At 44.3% G+C, this 16,623-nt stretch carries 16 protein-coding genes; all 16 read left to right on the top strand.

Annotated features, from left to right (window positions below; translation table 11 throughout):
* Positions 1 to 25: 25 nt before the first annotated feature.
* Entirely contained in the window at positions 26 to 805 is a 780-nt protein-coding gene (locus CXF82_RS18220) for a thermonuclease family protein (protein ID WP_102044704.1), read from the top strand.
* A 194-nt stretch (positions 806 to 999) separates the two neighbouring features.
* Positions 1,000 to 2,250 (top strand): malic enzyme-like NAD(P)-binding protein, encoded by a 1,251-nt coding sequence (locus CXF82_RS18215; protein WP_101089819.1) that lies wholly within the window; start codon positions 1,000 to 1,002, stop codon positions 2,248 to 2,250.
* A gap of 426 nt (positions 2,251 to 2,676) precedes the next feature.
* Entirely contained in the window at positions 2,677 to 4,593 is a 1,917-nt protein-coding gene (csrD, locus tag CXF82_RS18210; RefSeq protein ID WP_101089820.1) for an RNase E specificity factor CsrD, read from the top strand.
* Between the two features lie 223 nt (positions 4,594 to 4,816).
* Positions 4,817 to 5,698, top strand: coding sequence for a type IV pilus biogenesis protein PilM (locus CXF82_RS18205; RefSeq protein WP_102038895.1), 882 nt, complete (start codon positions 4,817 to 4,819; stop codon positions 5,696 to 5,698).
* The gene (locus CXF82_RS18200) at positions 5,695 to 6,309 is read left to right on the top strand and encodes a PilN domain-containing protein (RefSeq protein ID WP_102038894.1); all 615 of its coding nucleotides are present in this window, start codon (positions 5,695 to 5,697) and stop codon (positions 6,307 to 6,309) included. Before CXF82_RS18205 ends, CXF82_RS18200 begins: the two co-directional genes overlap by 4 nt.
* Positions 6,306 to 6,962: an MSHA biogenesis protein MshJ gene (locus CXF82_RS18195; RefSeq protein ID WP_101089823.1), complete on the top strand. Its 657-nt coding sequence runs from the start codon at positions 6,306 to 6,308 to the stop codon at positions 6,960 to 6,962. The genes CXF82_RS18200 and CXF82_RS18195 overlap by 4 nt, the downstream gene beginning before the upstream one ends.
* A complete protein-coding gene (locus CXF82_RS18190) occupies positions 6,943 to 7,278 on the top strand; it encodes an MSHA biogenesis protein MshK (protein WP_308303180.1) in 336 nt (111 codons plus the stop codon). The genes CXF82_RS18195 and CXF82_RS18190 overlap by 20 nt, the downstream gene beginning before the upstream one ends.
* A gap of 4 nt (positions 7,279 to 7,282) precedes the next feature.
* Positions 7,283 to 8,959 (top strand): pilus (MSHA type) biogenesis protein MshL, encoded by a 1,677-nt coding sequence (gene mshL / locus CXF82_RS18185; RefSeq protein ID WP_101089824.1) that lies wholly within the window; start codon positions 7,283 to 7,285, stop codon positions 8,957 to 8,959.
* Positions 8,960 to 8,961: 2 nt separating this feature from the next.
* Positions 8,962 to 9,870: an ExeA family protein gene (locus CXF82_RS18180; RefSeq protein ID WP_102044703.1), complete on the top strand. Its 909-nt coding sequence runs from the start codon at positions 8,962 to 8,964 to the stop codon at positions 9,868 to 9,870.
* Positions 9,867 to 11,075, top strand: a complete 1,209-nt coding sequence (locus CXF82_RS18175; protein WP_102044702.1) for a tetratricopeptide repeat protein — start codon at positions 9,867 to 9,869, stop codon at positions 11,073 to 11,075. The genes CXF82_RS18180 and CXF82_RS18175 overlap by 4 nt, the downstream gene beginning before the upstream one ends.
* Positions 11,072 to 12,808 (top strand): GspE/PulE family protein, encoded by a 1,737-nt coding sequence (locus CXF82_RS18170; protein WP_101089827.1) that lies wholly within the window; start codon positions 11,072 to 11,074, stop codon positions 12,806 to 12,808. Before CXF82_RS18175 ends, CXF82_RS18170 begins: the two co-directional genes overlap by 4 nt.
* Positions 12,808 to 14,028, top strand: coding sequence for a type II secretion system F family protein (locus CXF82_RS18165; protein WP_102038890.1), 1,221 nt, complete (start codon positions 12,808 to 12,810; stop codon positions 14,026 to 14,028). Before CXF82_RS18170 ends, CXF82_RS18165 begins: the two co-directional genes overlap by 1 nt.
* A gap of 21 nt (positions 14,029 to 14,049) precedes the next feature.
* Positions 14,050 to 14,541, top strand: a complete 492-nt coding sequence (locus CXF82_RS18160; RefSeq protein WP_257982816.1) for a hypothetical protein — start codon at positions 14,050 to 14,052, stop codon at positions 14,539 to 14,541.
* 73 nt (positions 14,542 to 14,614) lie between these two features.
* Positions 14,615 to 15,220, top strand: a complete 606-nt coding sequence (locus tag CXF82_RS18155) for a pilin (protein WP_102044717.1) — start codon at positions 14,615 to 14,617, stop codon at positions 15,218 to 15,220.
* A 78-nt stretch (positions 15,221 to 15,298) separates the two neighbouring features.
* Entirely contained in the window at positions 15,299 to 15,820 is a 522-nt protein-coding gene (locus CXF82_RS18150) for a type II secretion system protein (RefSeq protein ID WP_102044716.1), read from the top strand.
* An 18-nt stretch (positions 15,821 to 15,838) separates the two neighbouring features.
* Positions 15,839 to 16,360 carry a type II secretion system protein gene (locus CXF82_RS18145; protein WP_102044715.1) on the top strand — a complete coding sequence of 174 codons (522 nt, stop codon included), beginning with the start codon at positions 15,839 to 15,841 and terminating at the stop codon, positions 16,358 to 16,360.
* The last annotated feature ends 263 nt before the right edge of the window (positions 16,361 to 16,623 follow it).

Here is a 16,623-nt window from a genome sequence, read left to right as displayed (position 1 = left end):
TATTTGACGACTCAACAGGATCCTAATGGACTTTAAAACATCACTCTGCGCTTTATTATTAGTTTTGAGTCTTCCGCCAGTGCACGCCAGCCAATGTGTGCCGACTAGCTTTGATGAAACCGTGGTGCTTGATTACGTCAATGACGGCGACACTATTACCCTAAAAGATGGTCGACGGGTGCGGTTCATCGGTGTTGATACTCCTGAAATTGATTTCCAGTTTAAAGATCTTTCAGACCCATACGCCGCCGAGGCTAAATCATTCCTACAAAGTACAATCAAACCAGGACAATCGCTTAAGCTTGTTTTTGGGCAGCAAAAACTGGATCCATACGGCCGTACACTTGCTTATGTGTATACCGCAGCAGGTGAACATCTGCAGGAGTTGCTACTCAGTAACGGCTTTGCTAAAGCCAAGGTGTTTCAAAATGACTTTTTTTGGCAATGTTTAGCAGACATTGAAGATGATGCGCGGACAAATCAACGAGGTTTATGGCAGCATCTTGACTACCAAGCTAAGTCACCTGCACACCTTTCAAGAAGCGATAGCAACCAATGGCGAGAGGTCAGAGGGGTGGTGACGGGCTATGAAAGAAAAGGTCAGGATTTAGCGCTGTTAATCGATGATAAGTTGGTTTTGATGATATCTAAGCAAGATATCAGTAAGTTTAATAACATATTGAATCTTAATCTGCTGCAAAGCCAGGTAATAGTGCGCGGTAAGGTGTACTTTTCTTACAGTAAATGGCGCATAAATGGCACTCATCCATCACAGATAACCGTCGAAAAAGACAGTTTGGAATAATATATAGCGATAAAGTTAAAATTTTGAAAGATCTTATTTGAAATGCTCCTATATTCGAGTATCTTAGCGGCTATCAGCTTACGTTTATTGTTTAGGTAATACACGATACCGACCTCAACCTAAACAGCTTCAATAACCGTTTAGCTGTCGACCTTTCGCTTTGGATAACATTAGTCGCACTCAGGATTAGAAAAATGGCAGATCTTCGTCAACAAGCCCTCGATTATCATGAATTACCCGTACCAGGTAAAACAGCAGTTTGCCTAACAAAACCCGCAGAAACGAGCATGGACCTTGCACTGGCGTATAGCCCAGGTGTGGCTGAACCAGTGCGTGAAATAGCGGCAAACCCTGAAAATGCATATCGCTATACCGGTAAAGGCAACACAGTTGCTGTTATTTCTAATGGCACCGCCATTCTAGGTTTAGGTAATTTAGGCCCGTTGGCATCTAAGCCTGTGATGGAAGGCAAAGCGTTATTGTTTAAGCATTTTGCCAATATTGATGCGACTGATATCGAAGTAAAACACAGAACTTCAGAAGAGTTTATTAATATAGTTGAAGCGATTGCCGATACATTCGGTGGTATTAACCTTGAAGATATTAAAGCGCCAGAGTGTTTTGAGATAGAAAAAGCCTTGATTGAGCGTTGTAATGTGCCTGTTTTTCATGACGACCAACACGGTACTGCGATTGTGACTACCGCAGGCATGATCAATGCGTTAGAGATCCAAGGTAAGTCGATGGAAAAAGCTGTATTTGTTTGTATGGGAGCTGGCGCTGCTGCCATCGCTTGTATGACAATGATGGTTAATTGTGGTGCTCAACGCGAAAATATCTACATGTTAGATAGAAAAGGTGTAATCCACACTCGTCGCGAAGACATTAACGAATATAAAGCCTTATTTGCAAATAATACGGATAAGCGCACGCTACAAGATGTTATCAAGGGTGCAGATGCTTTCTTAGGTTTATCTGGCCCAGATGTGCTTGGCGCTGAAGATGTAGCCTTGATGGCTGAAAACCCGGTGATTTTTGCTTGTTCAAACCCAGATCCTGAAATTAGACCTGAAATCGCCCATGAAACCCGTAAAGACTTAATTATGGGAACGGGTCGCAGTGACTATCCAAACCAGGTTAACAACGTATTGTGTTTTCCATTCATTTTCCGTGGTGCATTAGATGTGCGCGCATCGAAGATTAATGATGAAATGAAAATTGCTGCCGTGCATGCTATTGCAAGCTTAGCTAAAGAAGCCGTGCCAGCATCAGTGCTTGCTGCATATCCAGATGTTAGCTCTCTGGAATTTGGTGCCGAGTACGTTATTCCTAAACCAATGGATCCGCGCTTATTACCGAATGTTGCTAAAGCGGTAGCCCTTGCTGCCATCGAGTCGGGTGTGGCTCATATTACGACGTTACCTATCGGTTATATGGAGTCGTAATCACTGATTTGCGAGTGAATAAGAAAAGGGGCTTAGGCCCCTTTTTTGTTTTCTGTCGTTTTTATTTTGCCTTTTATCACCTGCTGTTTAATAATCCTCAAATAAGCCGCTATTTGCGGGATAATTCTTCTACATCAAAATAAGATCCTGCAGGAAGCGGACATATACCCATCTTGCCTGAAGATGCAGGATTCAGTGGGAGTTTAATGGGCTTTAATCAAGGCATTGATTGCCACTAATGGTCGTTCCCTTAGTAAAATCAATAACACGGAGTAAAGCCCATTAAAACCCATCGCAGAAGGCGTTGTGCAAGCTCACTTCGTTGTTGCACTAACTTAAAAGGGAATAACCATTTCTATGTTAACGCGCCTAGAATTGAACTGGCACAATGCCTCTGAAACGAGCATCTTCAAGTAGGATGGGTATATGATACTCACTCGAATTCTTACTAAGAAACTCACTAGCTTTTGGCTGATGTCGTTAGTTGGTGTCGCCTTTATCTGTTTTTTAACCGCTATGTTCAGTTTCGTGCAGCTGACCTATGCGTTTCAACAGCAAAAAGTGTCAGAACTAGAGGGCATGTTACAACAGCAGTTTGCCGTCACTGTGGCACCAGAAGAGAAGTGGCAGCTTAATAATTGGTTGCCACCATTGCTACATGCCTACCAAGCGCAATCATTTGTGCTGACTAAAGGTAATGTCACTCTATTTGAATATAAGGCGCTAAAGCCTCAACCTGGTGGTGTGCAATACAGCAGTCAGCTTGAAAATGGCCTAATGATGGAACTGGCATTACCACAGCCGTTTAATAAGCATGAAGTCAGTGCTTATGAATGGATGATTCTGTTGGTGGGGTGTCTCGCCGTCATGCTGTTTGTTCGATTTGGCTTTCGATGGTTTTCGGACCAACTTAATGGCATCGAAGATCTCACGCAACGGGCAAACCTCATCTTAACGGGTAAGCGCGATAAAGCATTGGCAGAAAAGGGGCATGGAAGGCCTCGGATGATTAACCGCGCCATGACGCAGCTACTGCTTGAACTGCATGATGCCCATAAAGAGCGGGCGAGGTTTGATCAATTTATACGTTCCAACACTTTTCTTGATGCCGAAACGGGTGTTGGCAACCGTTTGTTCCTAAAAAACCGTTTGGATGCACTGAGTAATAGTGCAGGCATGATGACACCCGGTGTGTTGTATCTGTTTGAGATGGAAGACCTAGATCTATTAAACCGAGAAATTGGTGAGCAAGAGGTCAATGAAATACTGTCACAAATCATCGCCACTATTAATCAAATTTTAGCGAGCAAAGCTAACATCATTTTCTCGCGCCGCTCCTATAATCAGTTCGCGGTGGTGGTGCCACAAATTTCACAAAAAGAAGCGGATCAAGTCGCGGCGAAGTTGTTACGGGTGAGTTTGAGCCAGATTGATAGCTTGCTCGATACACCTGATGATTTTCTGCATCTAGGTGGGGCCTATTTTAAAGTCGGTGATGACAAAGATGCTTTAGTGGAAGAGGCGGAGCTCGCTTTGCGCTCGGCTCAGTTTCAAGGCGGTAGTAGCTGGTTTATGTATGACAAGGGCGCTGTTGATGGTGATTTGTCTAAAGGCTCTGTGCGTTGGCGTAGCTTTTTGGAGAACGTGCTCGTTAGCAAGCGAGTCTTTTTATTCTCGCAGCCCGTTGTTGATAGTGATTTAACTGCGCATCATCAAGAAGTGTCCTGTCGACTGCGAGATACTCAAGGCAATTTGGTCCGAGCTACCCTTTTCCTCCCCATGGCAATCAAGTGCGGCCTCATCCCTCAAATAGAAAGGCAGGTTATCGAGATGGTGCTGTTTGATGTGTTGCCAAAACAAAATGATACTAGCCTTAAGTTCAGTATTAACCTGAGTTTAGATACATTAACCAGCCGAGCATTCGTGCGCTGGTTAAAAACCACATTGTTGGAATATCGGCACTTAGTCCCGCGGATCATTTTTGAGATAAATGAAGATATTCTAGTGCATCATCAAGATGTACTGACTGAGCCGCTTGATATGATCAGTAAAATGGGGGCGGGGATCTGTGTCGACAGAGTGGGGCAACAAGTTGTGAGTACCGAGTATTTACAACGTTATCCTATCTCGTTAATTAAACTGCACCGTTCTATCGTCAGTCAAATCCACCTGCGAGCGGAGAACCAACTTTTTATCCGCAGTTTAATTGCTGGTCTGTATCGTACCGATGTGCAAGTTTGCGCTGAAGGTGTTGAAGTTTTTGAAGAGTGGCAGACGTTACAAATTTTAGGCGTGAGTGCGGGTCAAGGTAGCTTTTTTAGTGAGCCAATAGAAGAAGTATAACTCGTTCCCATCGTCGGCAAGCGATAAGATGTAATGGCTTTATAGATGTTTTTCTATAATATTCAAATATTAGTCGTTACAATGAGTGACATAAGAAGGCTCTCTTTCCTTTTAACCTAAATTAGATCAGTATTATCATCATCTAATTCACAAGTGGTTATCAGAAAACTCGATCATATGAACATTTACGAGTAAGAACTAACAGTAATTAAGGCATGGATGAATGGAAGCTAGCTTGCTAAGTAAACTCCAATTTTGGCGAAAACTCGCTCCAACATCACAGTTGGGGCTATATGTGTGTGCCGATAAAATATTTGTATACCAAGCAGCAACTGAAGAGTCTGTCGCCAATTTTTCTACTTTCAACTTTAAAAAACTGGATTGGGTCGATGCCTTTGAGCAGATCGTCAAGACGCTCGGCATTGCAAAAATTCAAATCGTTTTATCTGCTGAGTTTTATCAAGTCATACAGGTCGATAAACCCAATGTAGAGGCAGACGAGATGACTGCTGCGCTGCTATGGTCGGTTAAAGATCTCGTTAGCCAAGCGGTAACCGACATCCATTTAGATTACTTCGAATCCTCTAAGCAAACGACCAATAAAGTCAGCGTCGTCGTCGCAGAGAAAAAACAGCTCACCAGTATACTGCTCGCAGCGAGAGCTGCGGGTATGGAAACGTGTGGCGTCACCATTGAAGAGATGGCAATTACCCATTTGTTTAGTGATAGCCAAGCAAGACTATTACTCAGCCATCGCGCTGGCGGTGAGCTTTTACTTGCCGTCGTAAAGGATGGCGAATTATTCATGCAGCGTCGAGTGAGAGGCTTTTTACAGCTTGATAGTGTTGCCGCTGAAGATCTCGCTTTTGGTCTTGCTGACAACTTGAGTTTAGAGATCCAACGTTCAATGGACTTTTTTGAAAGCCAGTTACGTGAAGCCCCCGTGGTATCGATTGACTTATTGATGCTGGGCGCCCGTGACAAGTTGGCTGCGTTAGTGAGTGAAAACTTCAATCAAAGTGTGACACCGTATCAAGCTGAGTCGGTAGAGGCGGTTTTTTCGCAGATGGCATTAGCTGAGTTTTCACAAGGTGATTCAATATGAAATTAAGGGTTAACCTCTACTCAGAATCTTTGTTCCCTGCTGAAGTACGTTTATCTTTTTTAAGATTGAACCAAGTGTTGGTGGGCTTAGTGTTAATTTTATTATTAAGCAGTGCTCTCGCATATGGATTCGTGTCGAGTCTGGCGTCTGATAAAGATGAGTTACAACAAGCTAAGGCCACTTTAGATGAACGCAAATCGGAACTCGAAGATGAGCTCGCCAAGAGGCAGCCAAGTGCGTCTTTGGTGGCTGAGGTCGAATTAAAAGCGCAACAGTTAGAGCTCAAGCAGATGTTAATCGGTAAGTTGAGTCAACAAGAAGCGCTTACAAGCTTTGGTTACTCGCCGTTAATGACTGATTTAGCCAGTGTGGCAGATCGTAGTATTTGGCTGAATCGGATTCAGGTTAACGAGAATCGCTATATCTTCGAAGGCTACACCTCTAGCCCACAAAGCGTGCCTAATTGGATTGATAGACTCAAAACCACGACTACATTGAAAGGCCACGCATTTGCATCGATGACAATGAGCTTAGGTGAAGATAAACCGCTCGCATTCAAATTAACCAGTGATGCCGATACTGAATCCAAGGCCGCGGAGGGTAGAAAATGAAGCAGCGCTGGTATGATCTAGCCACCAAATTTGATGTGCTAAGCCAACGAGAAAGAGTGTTAGTTGCAGCTGCTGTGCTTATCATTGCAGGGTTGATTCTTTATCTGCCGTTGGAGTCATTGTTAACCCAACATACTCAGTTAAGTCAGCAGGTTACCTCTTTAAAGAATGATAATGATATTTCAGAGCAGCAGATTGCGCTCTATGAGCAAAGCTTGGCGACCGATCCAGACACCGAATATCGCCAGCGCTTAGCCAACATTATTCAGCAGACTAAGCAGATAGATGAAGAGCTGTCTTTCCAAATGGTTGATATGGTGCCAGCAGATCATATGCCAACCTTACTTGCAGGGCTACTTTCAAATATAAAAGGCATTAAATTGAACGCCTTTACCTCAATCGCCCCTACGCCATTATTGGAAGTCGGCGAAGAGAAGAAAATGAACTTGTATAGCCATGGGATCCGGCTGGAGTTTACTGGCGATTATTTTTCGGTATTACGCTTTGTTGAAGCCGTGGAGAGCATGCCAAATAAACTTTACTGGCGTAGCATGGATTATAAAGTGGATGCCTATCCTAAAGCTGCAATCACGTTAGAGCTTTATACCCTAAGCATAAATAAGGACTTTATTAGTGTTGCTAAAACAAATTAGTCGCTTAGCACTGCTCATCGTTGCTGGCAGTTTTTGCGCAAACTTAAGCGCGGCCAGCTTGCGGGATCCAACGTTACCGGGTGCTGGTGCAAGCATGACCAATACCGCCACCGTATCAGTAAATAAAGCATTGGTGCTGAACAGTATTTTAATTAAACAAAGCGGTTCTTTTGCAGTGATTAACAATCAAATATTTAAGCAGGGCCAGCGAGTACAAGGTGTAAAAATCGTGCATATTGACAAGGATACAGTGTCATTAGCCGATGGCCGTAAACTGACAATGTTTAAAGCAATATTAGAGATTAAGGGACACTAAACAGATGCGCTCAACACTATATATAACCCCTTTGCTGACATTGTTACTGGTGGCCTGCCAAACGGTTGATAGGCCAAACCCAGTAGCGTCTAAGCAAGCGTTAGCGGATTCTATCGCGATCGCTGAAACGGCCACTTTAGCGCCGCCTCCTGCAATATTGCCAGAGGAAGTGCAAAGAGAGCTAGCGTCAGACAGTTTACTTGCTGGTTTTACCCCAGCCAAAAGAGCTGAGCGTCGTTTTGATGTTTCTGCTCATGAAGTTGACGCTAAAGTATTTTTCCCTAGTTTAGTGCAGGGTACGTCATTAAGTGTTGCAGTACATCCAGATGTCTCTGGACACATTTCGCTTTCATTAAAAGGGGTTACCCTTCAGGAAACGCTGCAGGTTGTTGAAGATATTTATGGCTATGAAGTGAGTCGAGAAGGGCGCATTTTACGTATTTATCCTGCCGGTATGCGTACCGAAACCTTTTCACTCAATTACCTCTACATGCAGCGCGAAGGCTTATCGTTAACCTCGGTTAATTCTGGGCGTATATCAGATGATAACAACAGCTCCAGTGGCGGTAATAGTAGCGATAGCGGTAATAGTAATTCGAATAACAGCTCCAATAGTGATTCTAATTCAAACAGTAGCAACAGTAGCAGCGAGCAAACCAATGGCACTTTTATCCGTTCAAAAACCAAGTCTGATTTTTGGGGCGAGTTAAAAGAAACATTAGTCTCCATTGTGGGTGAAAGTGGTGGTGGGCGCCAAGTGGTGGTTACACCACAAGCTGGACTCGTCACTGTCCGTGCCTACCCTAATGAAATTAGACAGGTGCGTAATTTTATTAAAACGGCAGAAAGCCACTTGCAACGTCAAGTCATCATCGAAGCGAAAATACTAGAGGTGACATTATCTGATGGCTATCAGCAAGGGATCCATTGGGAAAGCGTATTAGGGCATGCTGGTAGCACCGATATCTCCTTTGGCACTAGCCCGTCAACAGGCTTAAGTGACAAGATCACCAGTGCGTTAGGCGGGGTGACCTCTATTAAGCTTAAGGGGTCTGACTTTAGCACCATGATTAGCTTACTTGATACGCAGGGTGATGTTGACGTGCTATCGAGCCCGCGCGTGACGGCGTCGAATAACCAAAAAGCCGTGATTAAAGTGGGTACCGACGAATATTTTGTCACCGATGTTTCTTCAACGACGATTGCTGGCACCACGCCAGTGACCAGTCCCGAAGTTGAACTGACGCCATTTTTCTCCGGTATTGCACTTGATGTTACTCCGCAAATTGATGCCGAAGGCAATGTGTTATTACATATCCACCCATCGGTGATTAAGATTAAAGAGCAGACTAAAACGATTAAGATCTCCGATAGCACTTTGGAACTGCCTTTGGCGCAAAGTGAAATCCGCGAGTCAGACACTGTTATCCGAGCAGCAAGTGGCGACGTGGTTGTTATTGGTGGCTTGATGAAAAGTGAAAACATAGAGATCGTTTCTAAGGTGCCATTACTGGGAGATATTCCCTTTATCGGTGAGGCATTTACTAACCGTGCTAACTCTACCGTAAAAACAGAATTGGTTATCTTACTGAAGCCTATCGTTGTGGGTGCTGACACTTGGGAGAGTGAACTTAAACGCTCTCAAGCGCTACTCGACCGTTGGTATCCAGAGGGGGAGTAGGTTTGTATCTGCAGCATTTTCGGTTAACTGAAACGCCATTTTCACTGACACCGAATACGGAGTTCTTTTTTGGCTTAGCACCGCACGTAGAAGCCATGCAAGTGCTACAAACTGCGTTACAAACAGGTGAAGGTTTTATCAAGGTTACCGGCGAAGTCGGTACTGGAAAAACCTTGATTTGTAGAAAACTAATGAATGAGCTGCCAGAGCGTTTTCATTGTGCTTATTTACCTAATCCGTATCTTACGCCTGCCGAACTTCGGTGGGCGGTGGCGATGGAACTGGGCCTTAAACACTCTAGCCAGATTGATCAACAACAGCTGACGGGGTTAATTCAGCAACAGTTAATGGCGTTAAGCGCACATGGTCATTCGATTATTTTAGTCTTGGATGAAGCACAAGCTTTACCTGACGATAGTTTAGAGGCGTTACGGTTATTCACTAACCTAGAAACAGAGAGCCGCAAATTATTGCAAGTGGTGTTGTTTGCCCAACCAGAGCTCGATGAGCGTCTTGCCATGAGTAAATTTAGGCAGTTGAGGCAAAGAATCACCTTCAGTTATTGCCTTCGAGCCCTCACATTAGATGAGTCTGCCGCATATATTCAGCATCGCTTAAAAGTGGCTGGCAGTAAAGGTGACGAGTTATTTACCGACGTGGATGCTAAGCGTCTAGCCAAAGCGGCGCGGGGGATCCCGCGTTTGATTAATATTTTGTCTCATAAGGCACTGTTAGTTTGTTTTGGCGAAGGGGCGAGCAAAATTTCGAAGCAACATGTTGAGGCTGCTATCGCAGACACAGAAGATGCGTCCCTTAGCCGACATTTATGGTTACGCAGGACATTGGCTGCGGGGGTATTAATCAGCATGGTATTTGCGGTTTTATATTGGTTTAAGGGAGGTGTTGTATGAGCGTAATCAATAAAATGCTCAAAGATTTAGACAAACGGCAACAGCCTCACGGTATTGAGAGCATGGCAAAACCACAAAATGCGCTGTTACCTCAACGCCAATCTAAGCTCCCCTTAGTTGTTACCAGCTTACTGTCGTTACTTATCGGCGGTTTCATTGTCTTTTTTGTTATTGAGCCGAGTAACCCTAGCGCAATTGGTAATGTGGTGGCTGCTGAGCAAAGCGAATTAACGTCCGATCATATTGCTGGCGCGCTATCCGATAGCGACAACATGGTGTCAGCAACAACGCAAAGCCTGGCAGTTGATAATCAAGAACCTTTAACCGATAAAGAGACTTTAACACCTGCTCCTGCTACTCGCACCGTCAATGTTAGCAGCATTCAACCAACTGCAAAGCCTGAATTAGTGCAGCCAGCGGTTAACACGGCGAAAGCGATAGCAGAGGTTACTGATGAAAATACAGCCATAAGTAATCCTGAAGCTCAAATGACAGCTGCCAGTGCGAGTCCAACCAGTCAACCGCTGAGACAGCAAGCAAGTTCTATGAGTATTGAGCCCACTAAGCGAACGACTCGAACTTCTTATACCAGCAGTAATATGGCGATAAAGGAGGTCAAGTTGACCTCCGAGCAGTTGGCACAAAAGCAGATGATATTAGCGAATGACGCCCAGCAGCAGGGGCTACATAGCGATGCGCTCACTTACTACAAAGCGGCTTTGTCTTATAACCCCGCTTTACATCAAGCGAGGAGGCAAGCCGCGGCACTTTATTATGGGCAAAACAAGTTGTCGGAATCGGCTCAGCTATTAAAGCAAGGGCAACTATTATTTCCAGATGAATATGAATATTCACTGCTGTTAGCCCGTGTACTGCAGGCAGCGGGGCAAAATAAGCAAGCCTTGAACAGTTTGAATCTGATCCCTGATACTAGCGCATTAGCGGTAAAAAAATGGCATCAGCAAAGTGATTTAGCCCAGAAAGAACAAAACTTCCCCGTTGCAGAGCAGAGCTTTAGGCAACTTGCCAAAAATGAGCCTAGCCAAGGGCGATGGTGGATGGGATTGGGTTACGCACTTGATGCTCAAAAAAACTATACAGAGGCTAAAAATGCCTACAACCAAGCTTTGGCCCAAGGGAATCTCTCTTCTCAAGCGCAAGCCTATGTTGATAATCGATTGGTGCAGTTAGGAGCATTCCAGTGAAGCCTAAGTTAAAAATGCGTTTAGGTGATCTTCTCGTTCAAGAGCACATTATTACCGACGAACAACTCGGCCAAGCGCTTAGTGAACAGCGTACCAGCGGGAAAAAACTCGGGCGTACATTAATTGATCTTTCATCGATCACTGAAGAGCAGCTGCTACAGTTTTTATCTCATCAGCTCAATATTCCTTTTTTAGATATCAGTAAACGTTCAATTGCTGCTGCAGTTGTTGGACTACTACCAGAAGTGCAAGCGCGTCGTTATCGCGCCTTAGTGGTGGAAGATAATGGTGATTCGGTGTTGGTGGCGATGAGCGACCCTGCCGATCTACAAGCCATGGACACACTTGAGGGCTTACTTGTCCCCAAGCGTATTTCCATTGCGGTGGTGACCGAAAGGCAACTGCTTGATGCTTTCGATAACCTTTATCGTCGTACGGACGAAATCGCGCAAATAGCGGGTAAGCTCGAAGAAGAGTATTCCGCTGACGATCTGTTCGATCTCGCCAGCCTAACGGACGGCGACAGTGATAATGAAACCACCGTTGTTAAGTTATTACAGTCAATATTTGAAGATGCAGTGCAGATGCGCGCATCAGATATCCATATTGAACCGGGTGAGAATGCATTAAGGATCCGTCAACGTATTGATGGACAACTGCATGAAAATATACTGCCTGAAGTCAATATAGCGGCAGCCCTAGTGCTGCGATTGAAACTGATGGCTGGACTCGATATTTCTGAAAAGCGTCTGCCACAAGATGGTCGTTTTCACATGGAGATCAAGGGCCATAAGATAGACGTGCGTATGTCTACTATGCCTATTTACCATGGTGAGTCCGTAGTAATGCGTCTTCTCGATCAATCGGCAGGTTTGCTGACATTAAATGAAACGGGTATGCCACCTGAAATGCTGGCGCGTATTCGCCGGCAGATTAAGCGTCCTCATGGCATGCTTTTGGTCACAGGGCCAACGGGTAGCGGTAAAACCACTACCTTGTATGGCGTACTCAGTGAGCTTAATACCGCTGACAGAAAAATTATCACCGTAGAAGATCCTGTCGAGTACCAACTACCGCGTATTAACCAGGTGCAAGTGAATCACAAGATTGGCCTCGACTTTTCTAATGTATTAAGAACAACCTTGCGCCAAGATCCCGATATCATCATGGTCGGTGAGATGCGAGATCAGGAGACCGTAGAGATTGGTCTACGTGGCGCTCTTACTGGTCACTTTGTGCTGTCAACGTTACACACTAACGATGCTGTCACCAGTGCGTTAAGACTGTTAGACATGGGCGCGGCGGCTTACTTAGTCGCAAGTGCCTTAAGAGTGATTATTGCGCAGCGTCTGGTACGTCGAGTGTGTCAAAACTGTGCTATTCCTTATACGTTAACCGCACAAGATAAAGTATGGCTAACAACCGTCAGTAAAATTGACATCTCAAAGGCGACCTTTAGAGTTGGAACCGGCTGTCAAAGCTGTAACGGTAGCGGTTATCGCGGCCGTATCGGTGTGTTTGAAATCCTAGAGTTAGACGAGCCAATGGTCGAAGCTATGCGTTCAGGTAATCCGCAGGAGTTTACGAATGCGGCCTATAACAGTCCTAACTTTACCCCGTTAGCCGAGTCAGCTTTAGAGTATTTAGCACAAGGCATGACGACCATTGAAGAGGTCGCCAAGCTGGTTGAAGATGTCAGTGATGATACGCTCAATGTGAGTGAGGGTTCATAATGCCGACATATCAGTATCGCGGACGCAGTGCGCTAGGAGAGCAAGTGACTGGGCAACTAGACGCTAGCTCAGAAAGTGCCGCGGCCGACCAGCTGATGTCTCGTGGTGTTATTCCGCTTGAGCTATCGCCTGCAAAAGAGGTGAAAGAGTTTACTCTTAAATCGCTTTTCAAAGGCAAAGTGGCGCTGGATGAACTGCAAATTTTTACCCGTCAGATGTATTCGTTAACCCGTTCAGGCATTCCAATGTTAAGAGCGATAGCGGGCCTTTCCGAGACCACGCATTCACAACGGATGAAAGATGCACTGAATAATATCTCAGAGCAGCTCACTTCAGGCAGACCCCTTTCATCGGCGATGAACCAACACCCTGATGTATTTGATGCACTCTTTGTATCGATGATCCACGTGGGTGAAAATACCGGTAAGTTAGAAGATGCGTTTATTCAGCTATCAGGATACATAGAGCGTGAACAAGAGACGCGGCGACGAATTAAAGCAGCCATGCGCTACCCTATATTTGTACTTATTGCTATCTCGATAGCGATGGTCATTCTCAATATTATGGTTATTCCAAAGTTTGCTGAAATGTTCTCTCGTTTTGGTGCAGATCTGCCTTGGGCAACTAAGCTGCTGATCAATACATCGAGCCTGTTTGTCAATTATTGGCCAGCGATGATCGTGTTCTTAATTGCATCCTTTATCGGTATTCGCTACTGGCATAATAGCGAAAAAGGCGAACGACAATGGGATCGTTGGAAACTGAACATTCCCGCGGTGGGCAGTATTATTGAGCGTTCAACACTGTCTCGCTATTGCCGCAGTTTTTCGATGATGCTGAGTGCCGGTGTACCAATGACACAAGCTTTAAGCTTAGTGGCCGATGCTGTTGATAATGCCTATATGCACGACAGCATTGTCGGCATGCGCCGTGGTATCGAATCTGGTGACTCTATGCTTAGAGTGCACAATAATAGCCAATTATTTACCCCGTTAGTGCTACAGATGGTCGCTGTTGGTGAAGAGACAGGCCAAATCGATCAGCTACTTAACGATGCCGCAGACTTCTATGAAGGTGAAGTGGATTACGACCTTAAAAACCTAACGGCAAAATTAGAACCGATATTAATCGGTTTTGTTGCTTGTATCGTATTGGTGCTCGCGCTGGGTATTTATCTACCAATGTGGGACATGTTGAATGTCGTTAAAGGCAATAACTGATGTCTCAACAGAGTGCCGCAAGTGCTTAGTCAACAAAAGTCTGATATTGAACTGTTAACGCTTTTTAGGAAGATATTTGCGTTAGTTATACTATTGTTAGTGTTGTCTTATTTAGCTTTTAGTCATTTTGATAGCATCAAACAGGTGGGTCAACAGAGTATTAAAACCGAGCATAATCGGTTGCTTAATATATTGGGGGTTATTCGCTCCCAATGGTTAATCAAAGGTAGGCCTGAGCAGCTTAAGCTGGACTGGCGCAGTCATTTAGACGGTGAGATTGAATCAATAAGTTATGTTTCTATGGCTGTTGGGGGCTGGCCATTACCCGACGAGACAAGTGTTGCTGGCTGTCGTGATTTAATTGAGGAGTTGTTGGGGGAGAGTTACACGCAACAAATTGTCACTAAGTTCAATTCAAATACGGGTGTGTGCCGATATATTGGCGTTTCCGGGGGCAGTATTAGCTACCAAACGACCTCTGGGCGGGTCATTTTTTTGACAAGGGGCCGGTAAGCAGTGAAATTACCTGTTTTCTATTTTTAACAAACTGATAGAATAAGCTTATAAAATAATGGGGATTAAAATGATTAAACAGTATCAAAAGGGTTTTTCCCTTATAGAATTAGTGATTGTTATCGTGATTTTGGGTTTGCTGGCAGCAACAGCGATACCACGTTTCCTTAACGTTACCGAAGATGCAGAAGACGCCAGTGTTGACGGTGTTGCTGGCGGACTTGCAACAGCGGTTAGCTTTGTACGTTCACAGTGGGAAGTTGATGGACGTCGTAACAGCAATGTCGTACTCGATGGCGCCCGCGTACAGTTAGATACTCGTTTTGGTTTTCCTACGGGTACCGCTGGTAACAACAATGCGGCAGGCATGAATGTGCAGCGTTGTAGTGAAGTATTTAATACGGTCTTGCAAAATGCACCTCGTAATGTGCTTTTGACTCAAGATGCAAGAGGCATGCGCTATACGGTAAGTGTTGAAAATGGCGCAGGTGGGACGGTTATCGACTTGAACGGTAATGATGTGACCGCTATCGACTTATGTGTTTACCATTTAGTCGAATCGTTGGTGTTGGCTGACGGTACGGGCGTTCCAGCTAATTCGCCAGACAAAGATACTAACAATGCTAAGGGTGTAACTTACAACCCTGGTAACGGTCAGGTTCAAAGCTTTATTAACTAAATTTTTTGTAGTTGATGATGGATTGAAATTAGAGTCAATCATCAGCTGTAACTCGTATTTTGAGGAATTGATATGAATATGCAAAAGCAAAGTGGTTTTACCCTAATTGAATTAGTGGTCGTTATTATTATTCTAGGTATTTTGGCTGTCACTGCAGCACCTAAGTTTATTAATCTGCAAAGTGACGCGCGAGCTTCAGCTTTGCAAGGTGTTAAAGGTGCAATCCAAGGTGCAAATGGTCTGGTTTTTGCTAAAGCCGCTATAAATGGTGATGAGAAAAAAGCCAGTTCAACATGGACTGCAGCTTCAACTGGAGTTGCTGGAACAGGTGTCGATATTGGAGCTGAAAATTTAGCTAAAACTAATTTTGGTTACCTTCAAGCAACTCTAATTGAATTCAACAATGCTATCGATGCGAACTTCGGTACAGCAGATACTGACTGGATTGTTGTTGAAGGTACTAACATTATTACTATTACCCAGAATGGTGCTCCAGCTGAAGTTACTGGTGCAGACGCTGCAGCCTGTAAGCTTGTTTATACTCAAGCAGCTGATGCTAACACTGTACCAACTTATGTAATTACAGATAACGGTTGTTAATAGGGTTTTTAAATGAATATGCAAAAGCAAAGTGGTTTTACACTAATAGAATTAGTGGTGGTTATTATTATTTTGGGTATCCTAGCGGTCACCGCAGCACCAAAATTTATCAATCTGCAAAGTGATGCTAGAGCGTCAACACTCCAGGGCATCAAAGGTGCTATTCAAGGTGCTAATTCATTAGTTTTCTCAAAAGCTGCAATTGCTGGCGAAGAGAAAAAAGGCGGAGCTGCTGCTTCTGATTTTGGCAAGGTGGATATAGGTACTGGTACTGGAAAAGAGGCTACCACAAACTACGGTTATTTGATTTCAACGGTAGGGCAGCTGAAAAATGCTTTAGACATTGATATTAGTGACGTTGAGACTGTTACTGCTGACTGGTATGTAGAAAAAGCAACCATAGGTACTGAAGCCGTTGAGATTTATCAGGCAGGTTCTCCTCGCGTCGGTGATACAGCAATCGAGTGCTACGTAACTTACACTCCAGCAACTTCTACAACGGTTTCGCCTAAGTATGTTGTTAGTGCGGATGGTTGCTAGTCAATAATACATTTAGATTAAGGCCTGCTTAGCAGGCCTTTTTTGTAACTAATGCCTTTATAAAGATGATTTATTTGCCATAATTATTAAACTGTTAGAAAATCTGGGCTATAGATAGCAGGTCAGGCTAAGATGGTGAAAAGCCGGAAAAGCCGGAAAAGCCGGAAAAGCCGGAAAAGCCGGAAAAGCCGGAAAAGCCGGAAAAGCTAAAGCAAATCTAGATTTGGGCTTTAACCGCCAATACATTTTTCATGACACCACAG

This window comes from Shewanella sp. GutDb-MelDb, from assembly GCF_002836075.1.
GTDB lineage: Bacteria > Pseudomonadota > Gammaproteobacteria > Enterobacterales > Shewanellaceae > Shewanella.
This window is presented reverse-complemented; position numbering and strand designations above follow the sequence as displayed.